This window comes from Prosthecobacter algae, assembly GCF_039542385.1.
Classification (GTDB): Bacteria; Verrucomicrobiota; Verrucomicrobiia; order Verrucomicrobiales; family Verrucomicrobiaceae; genus Prosthecobacter; species Prosthecobacter algae.
On record NZ_BAABIA010000001.1, the window covers coordinates 652,758 to 676,482 of the forward strand.

The following is a 23,725-nucleotide window of genomic DNA, read 5'->3' on the forward strand; positions in this document are numbered from 1 at the left end:
AGGGATCGTGGCTCGTGGGCACAATGCGTCTGTCAAAGACGCCGACTCAGGTCAGGAAGGAGCAGAACAGGACCAGCAGCCGGACATGCGGCTGGGTCAGAGCAGGGGCTTCCAGGTGAAGACTGGAGGCGACGGGCAGCGTGCGTGTGCTAGCTGCCGTGGAAAGTTGCAGGGCCTCGCTCAGCAGCACCCATTGCGGCTGGGAAAGGAGGTCTCGGCTGGAAGCTGGAGATGGGCTTGCAGGTGTAGGCTTCGAGTTTGAAACGGGGGCCTCGATGCAGCCACAGTCCAGGGACTCCATTTGGCGAACCGTTGCACAGCAGCTCATGCTGCACGTCTCCATTTCTTCCCCATGGCTCAGCGCAGCTACAGGCAGGGCCTGCACCAGAAGCGCGAAGATGAGGAGGATGGAACGAACGAGTGGCATGGGTGTGTCTGCTAGAGAACACGGACATCATCGCAGATGGTTACGTTGAATCTGCAACCATGAGAGGTGGCAGGTTGATTTTTATTCCGCCCATATTGCTGCCATGGCAAAAAAAGGGAGCGGCCCGGCTGGGACGCTCCCTCAAAAGAAAGGGCTTACTTGCCCTTGTGCACACTGTGGCAGGCTTTGCAGTTGCCTGCTTCCTGCAGGACTTTGGTGGCACCAGGTTTGCCATCCACCACACCCTGGGCGGCGTCGATCAGCTTGGTGGTCTTCTCTTTCCAGCTTGCCGAGTCACCTTCTGGCGGGCTGTCAGATGGCAGGGTCTTGAAATAGGCCAGCAGCTTCTTCGCGTCTTCGGGGGTGCCTTTGCCGGTGGCGACTTTGGAGTGCAGGCTGGTGTTGCCCTTCATGGCTTCTTTCATGACGGTCTCAATGTCACCCGCCTGGGCGGAGGTGAGGGAGAGGCCAGAGAAAGCCGCGAGGGCCAGGATGAATAGGGTGGATTTCATCGTTTCGGGGGATGTGTGTCAGGGTGATGTTTTAGCGTGCCGGACAACCGGAGGCTATTTTTTCGCAAACCCGAGCCAGGATGTCACTCCTAGAATGTGCGATGGCGAAAAATGTAGGTCGGAGGGCCTTCCGTCGAAGGAAGCAGAAAGCGTGCGCGGTGCTTGGGGGAATGTGGATACATCTCCTGACCTCACCCAAGAGCACTCGACGGCCCCTCACCCCAGCCCTGCTCCCCGCAAGCGGGGCGAGGGGGGAAGTCGTTTGGCCTCCGAAGACTGAAAACCACCACATCACCTCTCGTTCGCGATCCCATCCCGAGCTCCCCAAGCGCGTTCCCTCTCCCGCTTGCGGGGAGAGGCCAAGGTGAGGGGAGGTCGCAGCAGGAAAAATGCTGTTCGCAGAAGGTCGCTGAGTTCTAGAACCTCCTCAAAGGCCCTTCACCGCTACCGCCTAACGGATGAAGTAGCTCAAATTTTCCAGCTCCACGGCCAGGTCCACGCTGTTCACCACCACGTGCTCGGGCACATCCAAAACGGAAGGGGAGAAATTCAGCACGGCCTGGATGCCCGCCTCCACCATCTGGTTGGTCACGATCTGGGCTGCGCTGGCGGGCACAGCGAGGATGGCCATCTTCACCTGGTTTTGCTGGATGAAATCCGTCATCTCAGTGATGGCCAGGATGGGGATAGCCAGGTCGGGCTGGCGCTTGGGGTTGACGTCGAAGGCGGCCACGACTTCGAAACCTTCCTTGCGGAAGCCGCCGTAGCGCAGCAGGGCGGAGCCCAGATTCCCCACACCCACGAGGATGACGGGTTGCAGGCGATTGTGCCCCAGCACCTCGGAGATCGTGTTGCTGAGGACATCCACATTGTAGCCTAGCCCGCGTGTGCCGAACTGGCCAAAATACGCCAAGTCCTTGCGGAGCTGGGTCGGTTTGACCCCCGCAGCCTTGGCCAATGCCTCGGACGAAACCGTATCCACATCGTTCTCACGCAGCTTTCCCAGGCAGCGCTGATAAATGGAGAGGCGATAAATAGATTTGCGGGGGATGTCTATCCTAGGCACTCGTGAAAATTCACGTTCCGGTGAGTTTGTCAATCACTCTGCGCGGATGGCCCAGCGCAGTTTGGCCGGGGCAGAGCGTGGGTTTTGGTGCTGTTCACTAGGAGTGGCACGGATCACTTCGCGGGCCACGGCGCTGTATTGCCCCAGGTGTAGACCCTCCTGAAAGGCCTTCTTCACTCGTCGATCTTCGCCCGAGTGGAAAGTGAGGATGGCCACCCGCCCACCGGGTTTCAGCGAGGCGGGCAGGGCACGCAGCAGGCTATCTAGCACGGTGAATTCCTCATTCACGGCGATGCGGATGGCCTGGAAGACACGGCGCACGGTGGCGTCCGCATCGTCGGCAGAAACGGCGTGTGGCAGCCCCTGGCGGATGCTTTCGGCCAGGGCCTTGGTACGGGTGAGGGGTGTCTGCCGTCCGGTTTTGCACAGATGCTGGGCGATGAGTGCCGCACGCGGTTCATCGGCATTTTCCTCCAGCAGGAGGGTGAGCTTTTCCGGCGTGGTCTCTGCCAGCCAAGCCGAGGCCGGTTTGCCCCGCTGCGGGTTTAGGCGCATGTCCAGGGGGCCGTCGTGCTTGAAGGTAAAACCACGCGCCGGGTTATCGATCTGCATGGAGGACAATCCCAGATCGGCAAAAATGGCATCCGCTCCCTCCGCCCAGCCTTGATCGGCCAGGGCCTTAACCAGTCCGGCAAAGTTGCAGCGGCGGGCCGTGAAGCTTTCCTCCCCCATGCCACCCGCACGCAGGCGGGTCAGGGTGCGTTCGAGCTCGATGGGGTCGGCATCCAGGGACATCAGGTGCCCGCCGGGTTGCAGCCGCTCCCACATCGCACGGGTGTGGCCGCCATAGCCCAGGGTGCAGTCCACTGCGTTCTGACCCGCTTGCAGTTGCAGGCACTCCAGCACTTCTCCCACCATGATGGGTACGTGCTGGCCAGCGGGGGTTTTGCCCGCAGCGAGGACCTTCGCCACTTCGTCCGGGTACTTGTCGGCGTTCAGCTCCTTATACTTATCCTCAAACCGGCGCGGGTTTTTACCGCTGTAGCGAGGGCGGCGTTTGTGGGCGGCAGGGGTGGGATCGGGCGCGGAAGGGGCGGCCTCAGAGTTCATTGTATTTCAGGTTGTTGCCCCGGGCTTTATCGGCCGGGTAGCGCAGCTCATTGCGCTCCAGTTTCGCCTGCATGGCCTCAGCCAGCGGGATGTTCAGATTGTGCGCTAGTTCAAAGAGCAGGATGCCCACATCGGCGATTTCATCGGTGATCTCGGCGCGTTTTTCCGTGATGACCTGCTCGGTCTGGGCCTGCGTTTTCCAGACAAAGTGCTGCATCAGTTCCCCGGCCTCAGCCGCGATGGCCACGGCCATGTCCTTGGGATTGTGAAACTGCTGCCAGTCACGGGCATCGCGAAAGGCGCAGATGCGTTCAGTCAGGGCTTCGATGGTCATGCGGGCATCAAACACCGCATCCGGCCCGGCGTCCACGCAGAAGCATCGCCAAAAGCAGGGACAGGCGTTACTGTGGGAACATGCTATTTCGTCTCAGTCTTTTCAGTCTGCTCCTGGCCGGGTGTGGCCCTGCCGATAAACCCGTGCCCCAGGCCCCGCGCAACTGGTCCTTGTTGGAGGGAGCCGCCGCCGCGCAATGGCAGCAGGCAGGCATCCCAGACGAGGGGGAAATCCAGGTGAAGGATGGCGAACTCACCCTCGCCGCCGGGCAGCCCATGACCGGGGCCAAGTGGGTGGGCTGGACCCCCGATCTGCCGCAAACAAACTACGCCCTCACCTATGAAGCTCTGCGGGTGGAAGGGGGCGACATCTTTGGCATGGCCACCTTTCCCGTGGGTAGCCACCAATCCCACGCCACCTTTGTCATCGGCGGCTGGGGCGGCACCGTCACCGGCATCTCCAGCATTGATTTCCTGGATGCCAACGAGAACCAGACGCGGGCGGAGCAACGCTTTGAAAACAACCGCTGGTACAAGGTGCGGATCGAGGTCCGCCCGGATGATCTGCGAGCCTGGGTGGATGACCGCATCGTGGTGAATGCCAGCATCAAGGGCCGCCAAGTGACCCTGCGTTCCGGCTTCATTGATCACTGCCTGCCGTTCGGCTTTGCCACCTGGAATACCAAGGCCCGTGTGCGGGCAGTGAAGGTGGAAACTCTGCCTTGATGGGCGATCTTCCCTGCTTGCAAGCCGCCTTCGCTGCTGGCAAGATGCGCGCCCACCCCATCATGGCCAAGAAAGCAGCATCCAAGAAACCCGAATCCCTCCATCGTAAACACAGCGCCATCGTCGTGGACGGTGTCGAGCGTGCGCCCAGCCGCGCCATGCTGCATGCGGTCGGCTTTAAGCGGGAAGACTTCCAGAAATCCCAGATCGGCATCGCCAGCACCTGGAGCATGGTCACCCCGTGTAACATGCACATTGACCGCCTGGCCAAAGAAACGGCTAAGGGCGTGGATGCCGCTGGTGGCAAAAGCCTGATCTTCAACACCATCACCATCTCCGATGGCATCTCGATGGGCACCGAAGGCATGAAATACTCGTTGGTTAGCCGCGAAGTCATCGCCGACTCCATCGAGACGGTCGTCGGTTGTGAAGGCATGGACGGCTTTGTCGCCATCGGCGGCTGTGACAAAAACATGCCTGGTTGCGTGATGGCCATGGCGCGTCTGAACCGCCCCAGCGTTTTCGTTTACGGCGGCACCATCCTCCCCGGCTGCGTGGGCCATGAGAAGAAGGATGCGGACATCGTCACCGTCTTTGAAGCGGTGGGCAAACACGCCAACTGCCAGATCACCGATGCCGACCTCATTGACATCGAAGAACACAGCATCCCTGGCGAAGGCTCTTGCGGCGGCATGTACACGGCCAATACCATGGCCAGCGCCATCGAGGCCCTGGGCATGTCCTTGCCAAACTCCGGTGCCCAGTCCGCCGTCGGCGACGACAAGCTCATCGACTGCTTCGACGCCGGTGCTGCCGTGATGAACATGATCAAGCTGGGCATCACGCCTCGCGACATCATGACCAAGGAAGCGTTTGAAAACGCCATCACACTGATCATCACCCTAGGCGGCTCCACGAACGCCGTGCTGCATCTCATCGCCATGGCGCACAGCGCCGGTGTGAAGCTGACGATTGAAGACTTCGTCCGCATCGGCAAGAAGACCCCGGTGCTGGCCGACCTGAAGCCAAGCGGCAAGTATTTCATGAATGACCTGGTGAAGATCGGCGGCACGGTGCCGCTGATGCGCATCCTGGTGGAAGAAGGCCTGATGCATGGCGATTGCCTCACCGTCACCGGCCGCACGATGAAGGAAAACGTGCGCAAGTCCAAGATCGTCTATCCGAAGAGCCAGAAGATCATCCGTCCTCTGAGCGACCCGATCAAAAAAGACAGCCACCTCGTCATCTTCAAAGGCAACCTCTGCCCCGAAGGCGCAGTCGGCAAGATCAGCGGCAAAGAAGGTCTCACGTTCACCGGCAAGGCCATCGTCTTTGAATCCGAAGAGAAGGCGTTGGATGCCATCTTGAACGACAAGGTGAAAAAAGGCCACGTCATCGTCATCCGCATGGAAGGGCCGAAAGGCGGTCCCGGCATGCGCGAAATGCTCAGCCCCACCTCCGCCATCATGGGCAAAGGCCTGGGCAAAGATGTGGCCCTCATCACCGACGGTCGTTTCAGCGGTGGCAGCCACGGTTTTGTGGTCGGTCACGTCACGCCGGAAGCCTTCGTCGGTGGCCCGATTGCCGTCATCAAGAATGGCGACGCCATCACCATCGATGCTGAGAAGCGCGCCATCACCCTCGGCATCCCTGCCAAGGAGCTGGCCGCCCGTCTCAAGGCGTGGAAGCAGCCAAAGCCACGCTACACCCGTGGTGTGCTGGCCAAGTATGCCGCCCTCACCACCAGCGCCAGCGAAGGCGCAGTGACGGACAAGCAATTCTAATTAGGCGGGGCCACGTGCCCCTCGCCTGATCATCCCGGTCTGCTCACGCGGGCCGGGATTTTTTTTCAGCCTAACCATCTTAAAGAAGGCAGGCCATGCTTCAGGCACCGAGCTGGCGTGCCCACTCGATGGCGCGGAGCATGCCGGTGGCCTTGTTCACAGTCTCGCGGTACTCGTAGGTCGGGTCGGAATCGGCCACCACCCCGGCTCCGGCCTGGACGTAGGCTTTGCCGTCCTTGAGCACGCAGGTGCGTAGGGCGATGCAGGAGTCCAGATTGCCATCAAAACCGAAGTAGCCCACAGCACCTGCATAGGCGCAGCGTTTGCTTTTTTCCACCTCGTTGATGATGGACATGGCGCGGACCTTCGGGCTGCCGCTGACGGTGCCTGCGGGGAAGGTGGCGCGCATGACATCATAGGCGTCCTTGCCTTCATTGAGGCGGCCGTCCACATTGCTGACGATGTGCATGACGTGGCTGTAGCGCTCGATGATCATCAGGTCGCTGACCTTGACGGTGCCGTATTCGGCCACGCGCCCCACGTCGTTGCGGGCGAGGTCCACCAGCATGATGTGCTCGGCGCGTTCCTTGGGATCGTTGAGGAGTTCATCGGCCAGGGCATCGTCTTCGGCGCGGGTTTTGCCCCTCCAGCGCGTGCCGGCGATGGGGCGGATATCAATGCGGCCGTTGAGGCATTTCACATGCACTTCTGGGGAGCTGCCGACGAGCGAGAAGCCCTGCGGGAACTGCAGGCAGAACATGTAGGGCGAAGGATTCACATGGCGCAGCGCGCGGTAGAGATCCAGCGGGGTGCCGGTGTAGTCCGTCTCAAAGCGTTGTGAGGGCACGCCTTGGAAGATATCGCCTGCACCGATGTATTCCTTCATCTTCAGCACCATGCCTTCGTATTCGGCCTGGGTGGTGTTGCTGACGGGGGCGGGCATCTGCTCCGTGCTCACGGGGGCGATGGTCTGCAGGGGCTTCACGGCGAGGGGCTGGGACAGCTTTTCCATCAGCATGGCGATCTGCTGCTGGGCCCAGGTGTAGGCGGCCTCTAGTGTGGGGTGCTCATCCGTGTGGACATTGGCCACCAGGGACATGCGGCGGGTGCGGTGATCAAAGATGATCACCGTGTCCGTGATCATGTACACCATCTCCGGCAGGCCAAGTTCATCCTTCGGCGGTGGGGCGAGCGTGGGCTCAAAAAAGCGCACCATGTCATAGCCCAGGTAGCCGACGGCACCGCCGTGGAAGACGGGGATGGGATGGGACTCCAGCGGCTGGAAGGGGGCCATGAGCTTCTTCAGCTCATCCAGGGGATCGGTGGTCGTGGTGTAGGTGCGGACCTTGCCGCGCTCCTCGATTTCGATCTCCTTGCCACGGGCCGTGAAGATCATGCGCGGGGAACTGCCCAGCAGGCTGTAGCGGCCCGAGTGTTGGGTGAGCTCTGCCGATTCCAGCAGGAAGCCGCAGCGGCCATCGTGGATCTTTTGGAAAGCGGAGAGCGGTGTCTCGTAATCGGCCGTCAACTCCGCCACCACCGGCACAAGGTTGCCCTTCTGTGCGAGCGTGCAGAAGGTGGTCAGATCAGGCTGGAGATGCGGGGCAGACATGGCGGGAAAGGGCCGCCACCATAAAGAAGCCGAGTGCCCCTGCAACCGCCTTTCCCCACGGGCTGCGGGTTGGTGCAAGGTTACTTCTTCGCCTCGATGCCGAAGAGTGGGAGGGATTTTTGGACGGATTTGGTCACGCCCCAGGAGAGGGGAATCACGACGACGAGCCAGATGACGACAGCTTTCATAGGAGGGCGATCAGGCGATGGTTTTGACGTGGTGTTTGGCATCCACCGGACGCACAAGCAGGTTAGCGATGAGGCCGACCGTCAGCAGGCCGATCATCAGGTAAAAGATGGAGTTGTAGGCTTGTTCCGGCGGCATGGTCTTTTTGTTCGCCACGGAGAGGCGGTCCACAAGCTGAGGCCCGATGATGGCGGCCATGGACCACGCGGTGATGAGACGGCCATGGATGGCCCCGACCTGGTAGCTGCCAAAGAGATCCCGCAGGTAGGCGGGGATGGTGGCAAAACCGCCGCCATACATGGTGAGAATGAGCCCGGTGGCGATGACGAACATCGTCACGCTGCCCCGGCCCTGGGTCCAGGGCACACTGAGGTAAAGCCCGGCCCCGAGGATGAAATAGATGCAGTAGATGCCCTTGCGCCCGATGATGTCCGACATGGAGGACCAGAAGAAACGGCCACCCAGGTTGCACAGGGATAGCAGGCCCACATAGCCCGCTGCCGCCGCTGGCGTGACCTTGAACATGTCCTGAATCATCGGCGAGGCTTGGCCCAGAATGCCGATGCCCGCGCTGACATTCATGCAAAGCACGATCCACAGCAGCCAGAACTGGGGCGTCTTCCAGGCCGTATCCACGGCCACATTGGCATTGGTCACCAGCTTGGCCGTCTGCGTTTTTGGCACCCAGCCTTCGGGTTTCCACCCCTCTGGCGGCACACGGACAATCAAGGCCCCGAAGAGCATCATCACGGCATACAGGCCCGCCATGATGAGCAGGGCCTCCATGGCTCCGACGGAGGTCGGTGAGGTAAAACGGGCCATCAGTTCCTCCGCCAGCGGACCGCCGATGAGGGCCCCACCGCCAAAGCCCATGATCGCCATCCCGGTGGCCATACCGGGACGGTCAGGAAACCATTTCATGAGGGTGGAAACGGGCGCGATGTAGCCTAGCCCGAGACCGATGCCACCGATGATCCCATACCCAGCATACAGCAGCCAGAGCTGGTGAAACTTTACCGACAGGGCCGCCAGCACCAGGCCTGTGCAAAAGCAGATCATGCTGGCCACCATCGTTTTGCGCGGGCCGCTGCGTTCTACCCACTTGCCAAAGACAGCGGCGGAAAGGCCCAGCAGAGCGAGGGCGATGGAATAGGCCACGCCCACGTCAGCCTCCGTCCAATCCCCCGCACCGGGGGCGGTGATGCCCAGCACTTTGGCCAGAGGTTTTTTAAAGACACTGAAGCCGTACACCTGGCCGATGCACATGTGCACGGCGATGGCGGCAGGTGGGACGAGCCAACGGGAAAAACCCGGGCCTGCGATGGTGGCGTCGCGGGAGAGGAAGGACATGCGCCCGCTGTTCTAGCGGGGCACATCCGTGGCAGGCAAGAAGATTATCCTGCTGCTGAGGGTCACTATTTCGCCTTCTTGGTCGCGGCTTTTTTAGCCGGGGCCTTTTTCGCAGGCGCGGCTGCTTTTTTCGCAGGTGCAGCAGCCTTCGGCGTGGGGGAGACAGCCTTTTTGGCCTGCGGTGCAGGGGGCTCGTCAGATGGTAGGCTGGCCACCCAGTCATTCACGTGCACCCAGTCATCGGAAGAGGCACCACGCACATAGTCGCTGTCTGCCAGGAGCCCACGATTGTAGAAGCTGAACATTTCAGCCGTTGGGAAGGGGCCAAATTCAACAAAGGAGCGGCTGAGGTAGAGGGCGTCTTTCATAGGGGGAGGATTAGGTGTCGTTTGCGGGAATAATTTGGAAACCTGCTGGGCAGGATCTCAAGCAACTTCCTTGCCACGTTGCCGCCCTAGGTGGGACGGTATCATGGCCATGCAAGACGCACTCATCTTGCAAGATGCAAGTGGGCGAAATGCATGGCCGTGATGGGGGAAGACACCCCGTTTTCTAGAGGCTCTCGCATTCAGCCTGGTAGGCCGTGATGAAAGCTGTGAGCTGATTCTGCAAATGATCCTGGGCGGAAAACAGGTCGCCCAGGGCCACGGCGAAGACCTTCTGTTTCAGTTCATCCTCGACGGTGAGCATGAGCGCACCCAGACGCGCCAGATTGCCCCGCGAATGAAACTCCATGTCCTTGATCTGTGTCAGCACCGCGAGCGATGCTTCACGGTGGGCCACTTCTTCCGGGGAGGCACCACCTGCGGCGGGGGCTGCTTCGGTGACCTCGGGTTCATTCACTGGAGCGGCTTCAGCCGTTTCTTGATGCTTCTTGTCGTGGCTGACTTTTTTATCGTGGGCAGCGTTGCGTGGATCGGACATGCGACCTCTTACCTGCATTCCTGGAACTAAACAACATTAGTCTAAGATATATTTTTAGATAATGAGAGGGTGATGCATCCATTTTTTCCTCTTTAAACGATTGGCATCCTCAAGGCGTGATGGTCATCCAACGGGTGATTTCCATCTTGGATGCCAGCTCCTTCACCCGGATTTCCCAGGTGCCCGGGTCTTCATTGGCCGCGATGTCTAGCGGCAGGGTGATGATGCCATTTTCAGCCGCGTAAAAGCCACTGCCCTCCGTGGATTTTCCATTCGCATCGCGCACCTCGATTTGCAGCGGGACCACGGCCTTCAGAGGTGCGTCCTGCGTGGTGGTGAGGCGGACATGCAGTTCGGCCCGGTTGCCACGTTTGGCAGTGGCGGGGAGATCGGCCTGGATTTGCAGCAGAGGCTTCGGCAGGACCATGTAGATGCGGCCTTCGCAGGGGCCCAGATCCACCTTCCAGCGCAGGCTGCCGGTATCATCCCGCTGCGGGACAATGAGGGTGCCGCGAGTCAGATCGTAGAGGCTGGCGCTGTCCTGGTGCAGGGTCAGGGTGGCCTGGGTGGGCAGGCCGTTTTCCAAAACGAGGCCATGCTGGCCGACATAGGTGCCGGCCTCGCGGCGGTCATTGATGGCAAAGAGGTAGAGGGCATCGCCAAAACGACGGGTGCGCAGGATGACCTCCGGACTGTCTGCCGTGACCTTCGGCTGGTGGCCGAGCGAGGCGACCTGAGGCCCGAGCGTGGCCGCCAGGGCCAGCAGCTTGGCCTTGTCCTCCGCCGCGTTCTTCACCCGCTTGTAGCTGGGCAGCAGCACATCGGCCTTCAGGGCCGGGCAGAGGTGTTCATCGGCAATGATCTTGCCGCCTGTTTTCTGCCATTCCTGGATGCGTTTGACCACGGATTCACTCAGCACATCGCACTCTGGCATGACCAGGATTTTGCGACCGCTGAGGCCGTTCTTCAGCAGCGTTTCCTCAAATAGAATGTCGGTGCGCACATGGGCATGCTGCAGGGCCATCCAGACATCGGCGGCCCAGCCGTTGTTCGAGCCATAACCGCCGCGCCGGGCGAACATCTGGGCGGTGAAGCTTTCCAAAAAAGCCACCTCGGCACGTTCATCTGGCAGGCTCATCAGCGTGGGGCCGAGGGGGCGGATGACATCGTGGATCAGCTCTTTCAGCACATGGACCGTATTAGGGTTGGTGTAACGGTAACCGCCGGGGCTGTCCGTGGGCACCAGGGACTGCCAGCCGTGGTACATGATGCCCTCGACGGGACGCGAGATCATGGTCCAGAAGGCCTCCTTCAGGTGCATGGGCGCGATGGTGATGTAGGCGGCTTCGGGATCGTGATCCTCCCACGCCACGCCATCTGCCGGCTGCCCGGCCTTGATGGGGGCCGTCTGGCTGCGATACCAGATGAGCTGGGTCATCTTCATCACCCGCTGGCGGCGGCCGCTGGCCTCGCTCATGGCCAGGAGTTGGTCCGTGCACAGGCCGATGCGCTGGGGATCCGGGTAAGTGTAGGTCCAGTGGGAAAGCACATCCACCGTGCCACCTGCGCCGCTGATGCTGGGCTGGCGCACGGCGGGGTCAAAGAAGGTCCAGTGGTCGCGGTGCGCCCCGCTTTTGATGCCCTTGTTCAGGGCGCTGTGCAGGCCGTTCCAGCCATCGCCCACGGTCCAAAACCAGCGGTAGTATTTCAGCAGCGGGTGATCATCAGCGATCACCCGGTTGGCCGGGAAGTCTTTCAGCTTCGTCCAGTCCACCCCGCTACGCAGGTTCACCTCCGCAGGGATGTCGGTCTGGGCAAACTGGCGATAGTTTTCACGGTCCACCGCATTGAAGGAAGGGCGCGAGGCATCGCGCACTTCAGTATTGATGAGCGTGGCGGCAAAGGCCGGATGCTGGCCATAAGCGCGGGACATACTGCGGCCCAGCTTTTCAAAAAACGGAGCAACATCTGGTGTGGAGGCGGCAATGGCCGGACGCTCGTTTGGCTTGCCCGCGCGGTCCACCCGCAGCAGTTCGGGCTTGGTCTCCAGCCAGTGACCTGGGGACAGGCTGGCGACGACCTTCAGACCCTTGGCGAGGGCTTCATCCAGGGTGCGGCGCTGCTTGTCCATCTCTTCCGGAGTGCCGGGGAAAGGTGTCTTTTGATTGTCCATTCGCGTGGCCCATATCTCCTCCAGCGCGGGGGCTCGCAGGCCGATGAAGTGGGTGAAGCCGATATCCTTCAGCCGCGTCATTTCCTCAGGCCCTGCCCCCCACATGACCACAGGCATGGAGGGAGCAGGGCGGGGGACAATCTCAAAGGTCTCGGTGGCATCGGTGAAGGCCGTGCCCATCTGCAGCCGGGCCTGCAGCTTGTAGCTGCCCGCTTTCAGTCCTGTATTGATGGCGAAGCGCACCGCGTGTTCCGCCCCGGCTCTGAGTTCGGGCAATGGGTAGGTTTGGTTCTCGTCGCCAAAGGTCACTTCCAAAATGGCTCCCGTGACTTTCTCACGGCGCAGATTCGTGCAGCGGAGCAGCACGGGATCGCTGCGCTCCTGCCGCTGCCAGACGTGGCGCGGGCTGGTGAGACTGAGGGCGATGGCCTCAAACTGAAGCGCTCCTTCACACAGGCGGACTTCATCGATGAAGCCGGAAAAGCCACCGTAATTGCTGCCCACGCGATCCCCCAGATGCAGTGGCTTCGTGCCCGGTGCCACAGCGGTGCAGCCGGGCTTGGTCACCCGGCTGAGCAGGGACCCATTGCGATAAAAGGTGACGGTGCCTGCCGCATCATAAGTGAAGGCCACATGCTGCCATTCGGTGGCGAGGGTGAGCGGCTCGGAGTGAAACGTCTCTGAGGTGCTGCCAAAGCCCAGCGTCACAGCCAGGCGACGAAGTCCCGCTTTGTCCGGCTCCAGGATCTGCCAGGCGTAGTCGGTGTGGTTATCGGGCACATAGCGTTTGTCCAGCAGGTAGCAGCGCCCGGTCTTGGTAAAGTCGGCTTTGGGCCGGATCCACATCTCCATCGTGAACGGGCCCGTGGGAGTCAGCGGGGCAGTGCCGGTGACACGCAGCGAGTGCGGCTTGTCCGAAAGGGGAAAGCCGGGGAAGGACTCGAAGCCCAGGCCCAGTCGGCCTTCGGCTTTGAGAACGGCACCATTGACCACGAGGTCATGGCCCTTGCTAGAGCTGTCCTTCAGCTCCGCGCCGTCATCGAATTTCCAATAACCCAGCACCTGCTTGCCTGAGGCATCGGTGCCCGTGTAGCCAGTCTCCCAGGTTTCTTGCAGGGCGGTGGCAGGAAGGGCAGCAAACAGAAGGGCTGGGAGGAGCAGGCGGCGCATGGTCAGGCAAACAATACCCGGTTGAAAGGGGGGATGTTGCGGGCAGGTGTGGCTTTGACATCACTTGGCAGAATTCTTTATGCGAAGGAGGGTTCCAGGTATGAAACTCGGACGGGTGAGTAGCGTTCCTTTAAATAGCGAGTGTGGCCACGCCGCACCCGCTTGGTGATGGCATCCAATGCTGCTGGAGATTCGTGTGGAAGAGATGTAAGGAGCTTTTGATCACTCATGGAAAAAACGGAGGCCACCACCTTTCAGACCACTCGCTGGTCCATGGTGAGACGTGCGGTGGATGAGGGAGATCCTCAGGCTTCCGAGGCGCTGGCTCAGTTATGTCAGCTCTACTGGAGACCGCTCTTTGTTTATTGTTATGGCAATGGGCGCAGCCGGGCGGATGCGGAAGACCTGACGCAAGGTTACTTCACCCAGTTGCTGGCCCGGGATTCTTTGAGGTTGGCAGACCCCATGCGTGGGAAGTTTCGCACGTTCCTGCTGTCCTCGTTTAAAAATTATCTCACGGATGTGCATCGCCAAGGCCAGGCTGCTAAGAGAGGCCGTGGAGCTACCCATGTGCCCTTTGAGCTAGATCTAACCGAGGGTTGCCTAACAGAACTTGCGACGGAGGCGGAACCCGAACGTGCCTATGACCGTCAATGGGCGCGGGATCTGGTGCAGAGAGCCACCACCCGACTGCGGGAAGAATACACCGCTGGAGGCAAGGGGGAATGGTTCGAAAATGTGGCAGGTGAAAAAGCGGGGGCCTGCAGCTACCAGGAATTGGCCGTTCGTTTTGGCAGCACGGAGGATGCGGTGAAAAGTTTTGCGCTCCGTGTGCGGAAACGTTTCCGCATGCTTTTGGAGAGGGAGATTGCTGATACGGTGGCCTCCCCAGATGAAGTCCAGGCAGAGATGGCCTACTTGGCGGAGCTTCTCAGAGGTTAAAACGACACCTGCCCTCGCCCTCTCCGTACATGAGCCTTGTGCTAGATTCTCATTCGACCTCTTGCCCAGACTGCGGGGCTATTTTGCCTGCTGGCTCGGGAGCTCTCCTCTGCCCGGTTTGTGTGCTGCTGGAGGATGCGGAGGCATCACCGCCCTTACTTCGTTATACCTTGTTAGGTGAAATCGCTCGTGGTGGCATGGGGGTGGTGTATCGGGCGCGGCAGGAAAGCCTGAAGCGCGTGGTAGCGGTGAAAATTCTCCCCGGCGCTGCCTTTTCGTCGCAAGAGTTCCGACAGCGTTTTCAACGCGAGGCCGAGACGGCGGCCAGCCTGAATCACCCGAACATTGTGGCGATCCACGAAATCGGTGAATTGTCGGGCCAGCCTTTCATTGCGATGGAGTTGGTCGAAGGGATTTCATTGGGGGATCGGTTGATCAGAGACAGACTCACGCCTGAGCTCTCCGCTCATATCATGAGGCAGGTGGGCCGGGCCGTAGCTCATGCCCATGAGAGAGGGGTCATTCACCGAGACTTGAAGCCTTCGAACATCTTATTGAGGGATGAGACGGAGCCGATGTTGACCGACTTTGGTCTGGCTCGATTCACCCAAACGGGGCACACCTTAACACGCAGCGCGCAGAGTCTCGGTTCACCGGGTTACCTACCGCCTGAACGCGTGGGTCTGCGAGAAGGATCTCCTGCCGTGGCTGAAGATGTGTATGGACTGGGGGCGGTGCTATATCATTGCCTCACCGGGAGACCTCCTTTCATGGCCGACTCCGTGGCGGCCTTGCTGGCCGCGACAGAGATGCAGGAGCCAGTGGCCCCGCGTTTGCTGAATTCCTCCATCCCGCTCGACCTGCAGACCATTTGCCTGCGGTGTTTAGAAAAGAAACCAGCTTCCCGTTATGCCAGTGCGCAGGAAGTGGCGGATGAGCTGGACCGTTTCCTCCGTGGAGATTCCATCCTGGCGCGGCCTGTTAGCACCTGCGTGCGGGTTCTGCGCCGGGCACAAAGGCAGCCTGTGTTAGCGGGATTAAGTGTGGCTTTGGTTCTGGCGATCATCGCTGGCACGCTGGGCTCCTTCCTCGGTTGGCAGCACGCAGAACGGGAGGCTGAAGCTCGGCGCGTGGAGCTTTATTCCAGCAACATTGCTGCGGCAGCAGGTGCTTTGAATACAGGGTTGCCCGCCCAGGCCCGCAGCCTGCTTCGGGATTCCTTGCCGGGACTGGGCGAGCGTGATTTGCGAGGGCCCGAATGGTATCTTTTGCAGCATTTGATGGCCCCGCAGGAGCTGTTTTCCATCGCCGCTCATGGGCATATTCTTACCACGCTGGACTGGAGCCCCAGTGGCCAGTGCTTGCTCAGCGGTGCCCATGATGGATCGCTGAATCTATGGCGTCTGGACAAAGCGGGGCGGCTGCAAAGGGTGCAGCAGATTTTGGCTCCAGGTAAACCGCGATTGAATCAGGTGAAATGGCTGGATGAAGAGTCGTTTATCTGCGCCGAATCAGGCGGTGTCATTCGTCTGCGCAAGCTCGGGCGGGATCAACCCGTGTGGGAGATCAACGGCGCTCAGTTCTCACTCGCAAAGCGGGCAGGCCTGCTCGCGGTGAGTTCCTCCGGTCCTTTTTATTATGAACCGGCGGGTGAAATCACCCTCTGGAAGTTGGGTGAAGGGGCACCCTCCAAATTGAAAACCTTTTCTCAGCCGGGGCGTTCGGTGGCGCTATCGCCTGAGGGCGATGGATTGGCTTTTTCCAGACCTCACGCGGGGCGTGCCGATGTCGAAAGCGGCCTGTGGTGGGTGAACTTGCAGAAGGCCAATGAGCAGCCGCGACTTCTCACGACACCCGGCCCAGTTTGGTCGCTTCAATTCGCGCCGGATGGTCTGAGCTTAGCCGTGTCCTTATTTCAGGGCGGGGCAGACGTGCTCAGGTTTTCCATGCCAAGTGCAGAGCGGCTGCCGTCTTTGCAGGGCCATTCTTTGCGGCCTTGGTCCGTGACGTTTTCAGCCGACTCTCAAACACAGATCACGACTTCATCCGACCGGTCGATTCGTGCCTGGAAGGCGGGCCGAGAAGTGGCGCAGCTCACTGCTGCGCATGAGAATGAAATCTGGTGTGCGGCCCTACATCCACAAGCTCAATACTTGGCCACCGGGGATAAGGATGGGGTGCTGAAAGTGTTTGGCTTTCCTTTGGCGGGGGATCGCATGGCGGCCGCGGCCCGCTTCCCACACTCCCGGTATGAGCCGCTGATCTTTACCCCGGATTCAAAGGCGATTTGTTTGGCTCAGGGCCAACAAACGATGCAACGAAGTCTCCTGAATAAACAAGCCCACAAGTTAAATCTGCCCGCCCCTGTGGCTGGTTATGATGATCGAGGCCAGCCATGGGTGTGGAATCGAAGTGCAGGTGTTTTAAGCCGAGGGGATGGCGGGCTTTCATGGTCGTTGGGAGAAGCGGGAAGCGCTTTTCTCAAAACGGGATTCAGTGAAAATGGGGCCTATTTTTACAGCCTTCAGGCTCCAGGTCTTGGGGTGAGGTTGGAGATCCAAAGTGGTCGGCGTGAAGTCGTGCCACAGCTACTCACGCAGCCTTTGGCGGATGAGTCTGAGGTTAAAGCTGCCAAGCTATCGGCAGATGGCCGCTACTTGGCAGTGGCATCTTGGCATGAGCTGGCCTTGCATGATTTTAAGACGCATCGGACCCAGCGTTTTCCCAATGATCCGCATTGGGCACGTGACATCGCTTTTTCTTCAAAGGGACAGTGGATGGCGACTGCGGGCATCAACGGCCATATCCATTTGCGCCATCTGCCCCAGGGGCAACTGAAGGCGGTCCTGAGAGGTCACATCGAAGAGGTCTCTGGCGTGGCTTTTTCTCCAGATGGGCAAACGTTGGTCTCTTCAGAGATTGGGCTGGGGTTGCGTTTTTGGCGGATGGATACCCTGCGAGAAGTGTTTTATCTGCGATTGGAAAAGACGGCTGAGGCGCTGCGTTTTTCCCCAGATGGACGGTGGCTAGCGGTGGGCCTGTGCGAGGCTGAGGCGGCACCGGAAACGGGGCAGATCCTCATCCTACCTGTGGCTCCTTCTCCAGAACCGTAGATTTTTTTTGGGACTGCGCCACCTCAGATCCAGAGTTCCGTAGATGGGGAGTGGACTCATTCCACTTCATGAAAATCTCTTCTCTTATCCTTGGTGCTCTTGCGCTCATCCGCTTGGGCAGTCCTGCGCTGGCGGCACCCCCGGTCAATGATAACTTTGCCGCTGCCACCGTCCCGATTTTGGGCGTTACCTCCATCAGCACGACTGTCGAGGCGACAGTGGAACCGGGGGAGCCGGGGCACCGCCGTTTCGGTGTGCTGCCCATGCGCACGGTGTGGTATCGTTACACGCCTGACTTCAATGGCTACATGCAAGCCGATACCACAGGCAGTGCAGGGGACACTAGCATGGCCGTTTACCGCGGCACTGCCCTGACGAAGCTGACACTGCTGGCCAAGAATGATGATAACGAGGGTAGCTCCCGCGCTAAACTTCGTTTCGCGGTGACCAAGGGCACGCCTTACTACTTTGTGGTGGATACGTTTGCGGAGCGGGACATTGAGTTCTTGCTGACTCCACTGGTTCAATTCCAATCGGTTTCTTTTGAGGCTGCGCTGGCTGTGAGCGTGGACTTTCAAGACCCCACCATGGAAGACTATGGCAAAGTCATCTTCACTTTAACGGACAAAGGTGCGGTGAGCGGCAAATTGATGATGGGGACGAAAACGTATCCCTTTGTCTCTGCCGTATCACCGAGCTTGGCGGTATCCATCTCATTGCCTCGTTTGGGCCAGTTGCCCGTCAATGTGCTCATGCAATTGGAGGTGACGGGCAATGGCAGTCTGAAACCCAAGGCGGGCCTCTTTGGCAGCGTGGGAGATAAGTCGGTGGTGACTTTCGCCTGCCTAGCGCCTGTTTTCACCAAGGCGGCCCCTTGTCCGCGCACGGGTGTGTATAACTATGCCATGGATGATGATGCAGGCTTCGGATACAGCATCTGCAAACTCACCATCAGCCCGACGGGGCTTTGCACGGGCAAAGGTTGGTTGGGGGAAGGGACTCCCTTTGTTTTCTCCACCCGCCTGCTCAATGATAGCGATGGGCCGGATCAGGCGCTAACCAACAATGGGAGCTTCTGCCATCACATGTTCATCGGGGGCACGAAGAGCCAGCTCACAGCAACTGCCAGCCTGCTTTCGAGCTTCAACATCATCTCGGGTCGAGTGGAAACGGTGGTGGCCGGAAAGGCGGATTTCTTCCGTCAACCGCCAGCAAAACTGGGGGCTAAGTATCTGCCGCTAGGCTGCGAGTCCCATGCCATGCGGCTTGGAGGTCGTGACTACTTTGTGCCTCCCGCTGGAAATCGGGTGGACGCTGCTTTCAATGCCAATGCTGGCGCAGTGAACGGTAACGCCCAGTCGGATGGGGTGAACATTCCCACCAACTTGACTCTGACGACTGACAATCTGCTTGAACCCCTGGGAATCAACCTCACCCGCTACTTCGTCAAAGTGGATGTCAAAACGGGGCTTGTGACGGGGACCGCAGATGGTTTGGATGTGATGATACCGAATGGTCCGACGAACAAAAACATATATCCTGTGCGGGGAATACTGATCCCTTCGCGTTCAGGCGCTGGTTTTTCCCCTGGATTTTACGGGCATCTTATAGGTCCGAAAGATGCAGGGCTCTTCACCCTGTTGCCTGCGCCTTGAGTTGCATCCTGTCTATTTCCTCACTGTGCCTCTGGCCAAAGGCTGAACGGGCGTGGTGAGGAAGGTGTGGAGATCCGCCATCTGCTGCGGCGTGATGGCGGCCTCCAATCCTTCGGGCATGAGCGAGGTGCTAGTGCTGGTGAGCGATGTGATCTCCGCCCGCTCGGCCATCTGAAAATCCACCTGTGTTTGCACAGAGTGGGCAGGCTCATGCGCCCATTCTGACGGGTGACTGTTTTTTTGTGATAAAAGAACTCATCGCTTTTGTTGCGAAGGTGGTCGGAGTGGGTTCACATCTCCCGTCATCATGCCACCCCCGTCAGGCATCACTCCGCCAGCCTCGGACATCGTCACCCTCAGTCTCATCTCGCATACAAATGCGGGCAAGACCACGCTCGCCCGTACGCTCCTGCGCCGGGACGTGGGGGAGGTGCGGGATGCCGCGCATGTGACGCTCTTTAATGAGTCCTACACTTTGTTAGAAGAGGACGCGCGGCTGCTGCGGCTGTGGGACACACCCGGCTTTGGCGACAGCGCACGCTTATTAAAGAGACTGCAACGCGAGCGCAATCCTGTGCTGTGGTTCCTTTCCCAATCCTGGGACCGCCTTACCGACAAGCCTCTCTGGTGCAGCCAGCAGGCGCTGAAGAATGTGCGCGATGAGGCCGATGTGGTCCTCTATCTGGTGAATGCCACTGAGCCGCCTGAAGTCGCCGCCTACATTACGCCTGAGATGGAAATCCTGGGCTGGACCGGCAAACCGGTGCTGGTGCTGCTGAACCAGACCGGGCCTCTGGAATCGAAAGAAACCGATGAGGCTGAGATGGCGGCGTGGCGCGAACATCTCAAGAGCTACACTTTTGTCCGCGATGTGCTGCGCATGGATGCCTTTGCCCGCTGCTGGGTGCAGGAAGATCGGCTCATGGATTCTCTCGCACCGTTGCTCGCGGAACGGAAGGCGGATGCCTTCAAGCACCTGAAGCGTGCCTGGCATCAGCGCAATGTGGATGTCTTTCGCCAGTCTTGCCGCGTGTTATCCGAGTTGCTCACCGCGGCAGTGCTGGATGGCGTGGCAGTGCGCAATGAAACCTTGCTGGAGCGGGTAGGCATTGGCCGTTCCGATCTGAACAAAGAATACCAGGAGGCCCGTGAAAAGCTGGCCACCCAATTGGCCGACCGAATCACCGCAGCGACGAACTCCCTCATCCGTCTGCATGGGCTGGAAGGAGAGTCGGCACGTGCGCTCGGGGCACTGGCCAAAGATCAGTTTCACACACCGCAGCCGGTGCCAGAAGCCATCTGGAGCGTGGTGGGCAGCGTGGCGGGCGGGGCCATGGGTGGTCTCATTGCAGACTTGAAGATGGGCGGCATGACCTTTGGTGGCGGGGCTTTGCTCGGCGGTCTCGCCGCCGGGCTTGGTGCTTATGCCTTGATCAAGAGTTACAACCTCGTGCGTGGTGGTGATCATCGTCTGCACTGGTCACGTGAGCACTTCCGCGAGCAGGTGCGTTTGGCGATGCTCACTTATCTTGCCGTGGCTCACTTTGGCCGTGGCCGTGGTGAATGGCAGGAGTGTGTGGAGCCTGCGCATTGGAATCAGATCGTCGAGCAAGTGCTCGATGAACACGGCGATGGTGTGGACCGTTTATGGAAAGAAGGTGTGGAGAAAGGGGCGATGCCCGATGCTCTTTCGAAGTCCGCCTTGCCGCTGGTCAACGACTGCCTCTCATGCACGCTCACACGCTTGTATCCTGATGTGATGTTTGATGCATGAAGCTGTCATGAGGTGATCATGATGAACTGCTTCAACAGGTCTTTGAATGCCTGAGTGATCCCTTGAAACAAAGAGACCCTCCGGCATGCGGAGCCGGAGGGTCTAGTTTGGCGATCCAGCAACCAACAACAGTGAGGATCGTTTGGCACGAAAGTCTTAGCTGAGGAAGCTGCAACATCGTGGCCTGCCAAGCGCAAGGCTTCGACAGACATCCGAAGGTTAAAAAGTTTTACCCTTCCCGTCAACCCAAGGGGTTGTTTTTTGCAAAAACGTGAGGTTTTATCATTTTTGAGATGCTTATTTTCCGTGAAACTCTGATAATTTTAGAAGAAAGGCGCTTGACAGCATTGTGGATAAATGACTGTTCATGTGAATAAGTGCAATAAGAAATGGGCCCTTTTATCCCCTATCGAGGGGATCCGTTCGGAGGAAAGATGCGTTCATTTCAGTTCGTTTTGTCCTTCTGCCCCCCACCCTTGTCGGTTTGTGGCCGGCCCAGATCCAGTCAGCGAAACTGATTGAAGATGCGCCGGACGCGCTGACGTTGGTGTCCCACCCCCAGCCAGGAATTTTTCACATGGTTATCCCCCGCATTCACCGCACTGCCTCGTGGTCCGCACTCGCTGCGTCCCTGCTGACTTTCTCGCTCCAGGCCAATGATTGGTCCAACTGGCGCGGCCCCCTCCAAAACGGCGTGAGCCTGGAGCACTACACAGGGGCAGGCAAATTGCCCGATTCTGCCGCCTGGACCTACGATGCCCGCAGCCGTGGCACGCCAGTGATCGTGGACGGAAAGGTGATTCTTTGGGGTTATCGAGGCGAAACGAGTGATTTGATCGAACTTTTGACCGTTTTGGATGCCAAAACTGGCAAAAAGCTCTGGGAAGTGGAAATTGCCGACTACCTCAGCGATTCCATCTACAACCGCTATTCCATCGGCGCTCCGACCGTGGATCCAGAAACGAAGCGTATCTACCTCGTCAGCAATGCCGGCGTGTTTGTCTGCTATGAGATGGATGGCAAGAAGGTGTTCGAAATCCCGCTGATGGAAGATTTCGGGCGGATGACCTTCCCAAATGCTCGTGTGGGCAGCCCAGTGATCGAGGGCGACCTGGTGATCACCCACTTCATTTTCTCCAACTGGGGAGCCGACGGTCCTGCTGCTGACCGCGCCTATGCTTTTGATAAAAAGACGGGCGAGCTCGTCTGGTGGGCGCTTCCTGGCGTCAGCCCGCCGGTGGACAGCTCCTTCTCCACTCCAGTGCTGGAAACCCGCGATGGCAAACGCGTGATGTATTACACCACGGGTTGCGGCCACATCGTCTGCGTGAATGCCCGCAGCGGCAAAGCCTACTGGAAGATGCCCATCTGCAAAAACGGGGTGAATGCCTCCGTCGTGCTGCACAAGGGCAATAAGCTCATCGCCATCCACGGTGACGAGAACATCGATAGCTCTGAGAAGGGACGCATGGTCGCCATCAAGCTGCCTGAAACCCTCACCGCCCCCACGACTCCAGAAGGCACCGTTTTGACGGGTGCCGAACTCTGGCGTCTGCCCCTGGGAGCCACCAGCAGCTCCCCCGTGGTGGTTGGCGACATGCTTTATCAGCTCACCGACGGTGGCGAACTCTACTGCATCAATATCGAAACCGGCAAAGAGCTGTGGAAGAAGAAGCTCAGCAATGCGAATCTGCATTCCTCCGCCGTTTATGCCGACGGCCTGCTGTATTGCCCCATGATGGAAGGCAAGCTGGTGGTGGTGAAACCTGGCGAGACCGATGCGGAAATCGTCCAGGAGATCAAACTCGAGGGCCAGTGCCTGGGTGCCCCCTCCATTTGTGATGGCGTGGTGTATGTCACCACGACCGAAAAGCTTTACAGCTTCCCGATTCCCAACAGCGGCATCAAGGTGGATGCGGCCCCCGTGGTGGAAATCCCGAAAGCTGGCAAGCCTGCCGCCTTGCAGATCATCCCGGCTGAAGTCGTCATCATGAACGGCAGCAAGCAGGCCTTCCGCATCCGCAGCGTGGATGCCAATGGTTTTGTCGTCAGCGAAGACGTCAAAGGCGTGAAGTGGGAATCCTTCATCCCGCCGACAGCCAAGGTGAAAGCCTCCATGGACGCGAAGTTCAACGATGCGGGTGAATTGGTGGTGGCTGCTAATGCCAAAGAAAGCGCCGGTGCCTTTAAGGCCACTGCTGCCGACGGCACCTTCGGAACCATCCGTGGTCGTGCGCTGAAGAACCTGCCTCTGACGGAAGATTTTGAAGGCTACAACCTGGATCAGGATCAGCCTTCTGAGGGCGTGAAGTTCTCCTACCCGCCGCTGCCGTGGATCGGTGCGCGCTTCAAGTTCGACGTGCGCGAGCTCGAAGGAAACAAGGTGTTCGCCAAGACTTTTGACCGTCTGCTTTTTCAGCGTGGCACAGTCTTCGTTGCTCCGTCCCACCTGTCCAATTACACCATGCAGGCCGATGTGCGCACCGAGGGCAGCGCCCGTCTGAAATCTGACATCGGTTTCATCAACCAGCGCTACCTCATTTGCCTGCGCGGCAATGCTAACAAGCTGGAAGTCAGCTCGAACCCCGAGCGTCTGAAGGTCGAAGGCAATTTCAAGGTCTCCGCCAACACCTGGTATACCCTGAAGACCCGTGTGGATGTGAACCCCGACGGCAGTGGCGTGGTGCGTGGCAAGGTGTGGGAAAAAGGCCAGCCTGAGCCTGAAGCCTGGACCGTGGAGGCCAAGGTGGCCAAAGCCCACACCCAGGGTAGCCCCGGCATCTTTGGTTTCAGCCAGATGAATCAGAAGCGTGTGTTTCTGGACAATCTGAGCATCACTCCGAACAAGTAATCCTCTCTCTCTGTCTC

Annotated in this window: 17 protein-coding genes and 1 pseudogene; 7 read left to right on the forward strand and 11 right to left on the reverse strand. The window is 59.4% G+C overall.

Translation table 11 applies throughout. From position 1 onward, the window contains the following. Nucleotides 1–46: 46 nt before the first annotated feature. The 5 genes from ABEB25_RS02620 to ABEB25_RS02640 form a co-directional block, all read right to left on the reverse strand. Nucleotides 47–427, reverse strand: coding sequence for a hypothetical protein (locus tag ABEB25_RS02620; RefSeq protein ID WP_345734827.1), 381 nt, complete (start codon nucleotides 425–427; stop codon nucleotides 47–49). 155 nt (nucleotides 428–582) lie between these two features. After that, nucleotides 583–939, reverse strand: a complete 357-nt coding sequence (locus tag ABEB25_RS02625) for a hypothetical protein (RefSeq protein WP_345734828.1) — start codon at nucleotides 937–939, stop codon at nucleotides 583–585. A gap of 451 nt (nucleotides 940–1,390) precedes the next feature. Next, the gene (locus ABEB25_RS02630) at nucleotides 1,391–2,005 is read right to left on the reverse strand and encodes a redox-sensing transcriptional repressor Rex (protein ID WP_345734829.1); all 615 of its coding nucleotides are present in this window, start codon (nucleotides 2,003–2,005) and stop codon (nucleotides 1,391–1,393) included. A gap of 33 nt (nucleotides 2,006–2,038) precedes the next feature. Beyond that, nucleotides 2,039–3,115 carry a 16S rRNA (cytosine(1402)-N(4))-methyltransferase RsmH gene (gene rsmH, locus ABEB25_RS02635; RefSeq protein ID WP_345734830.1) on the reverse strand — a complete coding sequence of 359 codons (1,077 nt, stop codon included), beginning with the start codon at nucleotides 3,113–3,115 and terminating at the stop codon, nucleotides 2,039–2,041. Next, on the reverse strand, nucleotides 3,105–3,485 hold the full coding sequence (locus ABEB25_RS02640) for a nucleotide pyrophosphohydrolase (RefSeq protein ID WP_345734831.1): 381 nt from the start codon (nucleotides 3,483–3,485) through the stop codon (nucleotides 3,105–3,107). Before ABEB25_RS02640 ends, rsmH begins: the two co-directional genes overlap by 11 nt. A 44-nt stretch (nucleotides 3,486–3,529) precedes the next feature. On the opposite strand from ABEB25_RS02640, the gene ABEB25_RS02645 reads away from it, so the two are divergent. After that, complete coding sequence (locus ABEB25_RS02645) at nucleotides 3,530–4,174, forward strand: 3-keto-alpha-glucoside-1,2-lyase-like domain-containing protein (protein ID WP_345734832.1); 645 nt, start codon at nucleotides 3,530–3,532, stop codon at nucleotides 4,172–4,174. Nucleotides 4,175–4,236: 62 nt separating this feature from the next. Then, nucleotides 4,237–5,958 (forward strand): dihydroxy-acid dehydratase, encoded by a 1,722-nt coding sequence (gene ilvD / locus ABEB25_RS02650; protein WP_345734998.1) that lies wholly within the window; start codon nucleotides 4,237–4,239, stop codon nucleotides 5,956–5,958. A gap of 100 nt (nucleotides 5,959–6,058) precedes the next feature. Here the strand turns inward: ilvD and trpE are convergent, their stop codons facing one another. The 5 genes and pseudogenes from trpE to ABEB25_RS02675 all read right to left on the reverse strand — a co-directional run bounded on the left by trpE (nucleotide 6,059) and on the right by ABEB25_RS02675 (nucleotide 13,373). Then, nucleotides 6,059–7,570 (reverse strand): anthranilate synthase component I, encoded by a 1,512-nt coding sequence (gene trpE, locus ABEB25_RS02655; protein WP_345734833.1) that lies wholly within the window; start codon nucleotides 7,568–7,570, stop codon nucleotides 6,059–6,061. Nucleotides 7,571–7,650: 80 nt separating this feature from the next. Beyond that, a pseudogene (locus ABEB25_RS02660) lies at nucleotides 7,651–9,106 on the reverse strand (L-lactate MFS transporter). 65 nt (nucleotides 9,107–9,171) lie between these two features. Next, the gene (locus tag ABEB25_RS02665; protein ID WP_345734834.1) at nucleotides 9,172–9,474 is read right to left on the reverse strand and encodes a hypothetical protein; all 303 of its coding nucleotides are present in this window, start codon (nucleotides 9,472–9,474) and stop codon (nucleotides 9,172–9,174) included. 184 nt (nucleotides 9,475–9,658) lie between these two features. Next, complete coding sequence (locus tag ABEB25_RS02670; RefSeq protein WP_345734835.1) at nucleotides 9,659–10,030, reverse strand: hypothetical protein; 372 nt, start codon at nucleotides 10,028–10,030, stop codon at nucleotides 9,659–9,661. 109 nt (nucleotides 10,031–10,139) lie between these two features. Continuing rightward, complete coding sequence (locus ABEB25_RS02675; RefSeq protein ID WP_345734836.1) at nucleotides 10,140–13,373, reverse strand: LamG-like jellyroll fold domain-containing protein; 3,234 nt, start codon at nucleotides 13,371–13,373, stop codon at nucleotides 10,140–10,142. A 228-nt stretch (nucleotides 13,374–13,601) separates the two neighbouring features. On the opposite strand from ABEB25_RS02675, the gene ABEB25_RS02680 reads away from it, so the two are divergent. The 3 genes from ABEB25_RS02680 (at nucleotide 13,602) to ABEB25_RS02690 (ending at nucleotide 19,083) form a co-directional block, all read left to right on the forward strand. Further along, entirely contained in the window at nucleotides 13,602–14,315 is a 714-nt protein-coding gene (locus tag ABEB25_RS02680) for an RNA polymerase sigma factor (RefSeq protein ID WP_345734837.1), read from the forward strand. A 29-nt stretch (nucleotides 14,316–14,344) separates the two neighbouring features. Further along, entirely contained in the window at nucleotides 14,345–17,428 is a 3,084-nt protein-coding gene (locus ABEB25_RS02685) for a WD40 repeat domain-containing serine/threonine protein kinase (RefSeq protein ID WP_345734838.1), read from the forward strand. Nucleotides 17,429–17,496: 68 nt separating this feature from the next. Then, complete coding sequence (locus tag ABEB25_RS02690; RefSeq protein ID WP_345734839.1) at nucleotides 17,497–19,083, forward strand: hypothetical protein; 1,587 nt, start codon at nucleotides 17,497–17,499, stop codon at nucleotides 19,081–19,083. Between the two features lie 12 nt (nucleotides 19,084–19,095). On the opposite strand, the gene ABEB25_RS02695 is transcribed toward ABEB25_RS02690, so the two are convergent. Next, nucleotides 19,096–19,278, reverse strand: a complete 183-nt coding sequence (locus tag ABEB25_RS02695) for a hypothetical protein (RefSeq protein WP_345734840.1) — start codon at nucleotides 19,276–19,278, stop codon at nucleotides 19,096–19,098. A 112-nt stretch (nucleotides 19,279–19,390) separates the two neighbouring features. Here ABEB25_RS02695 and ABEB25_RS02700 point away from each other — a divergent pair, with 112 nt between their 5' ends. After that, nucleotides 19,391–20,857, forward strand: a complete 1,467-nt coding sequence (locus ABEB25_RS02700) for a DUF3482 domain-containing protein (RefSeq protein WP_345734841.1) — start codon at nucleotides 19,391–19,393, stop codon at nucleotides 20,855–20,857. Between the two features lie 577 nt (nucleotides 20,858–21,434). Then, complete coding sequence (locus ABEB25_RS02705; RefSeq protein WP_345734842.1) at nucleotides 21,435–23,708, forward strand: outer membrane protein assembly factor BamB family protein; 2,274 nt, start codon at nucleotides 21,435–21,437, stop codon at nucleotides 23,706–23,708. Nucleotides 23,709–23,725 lie beyond the last annotated feature (17 nt).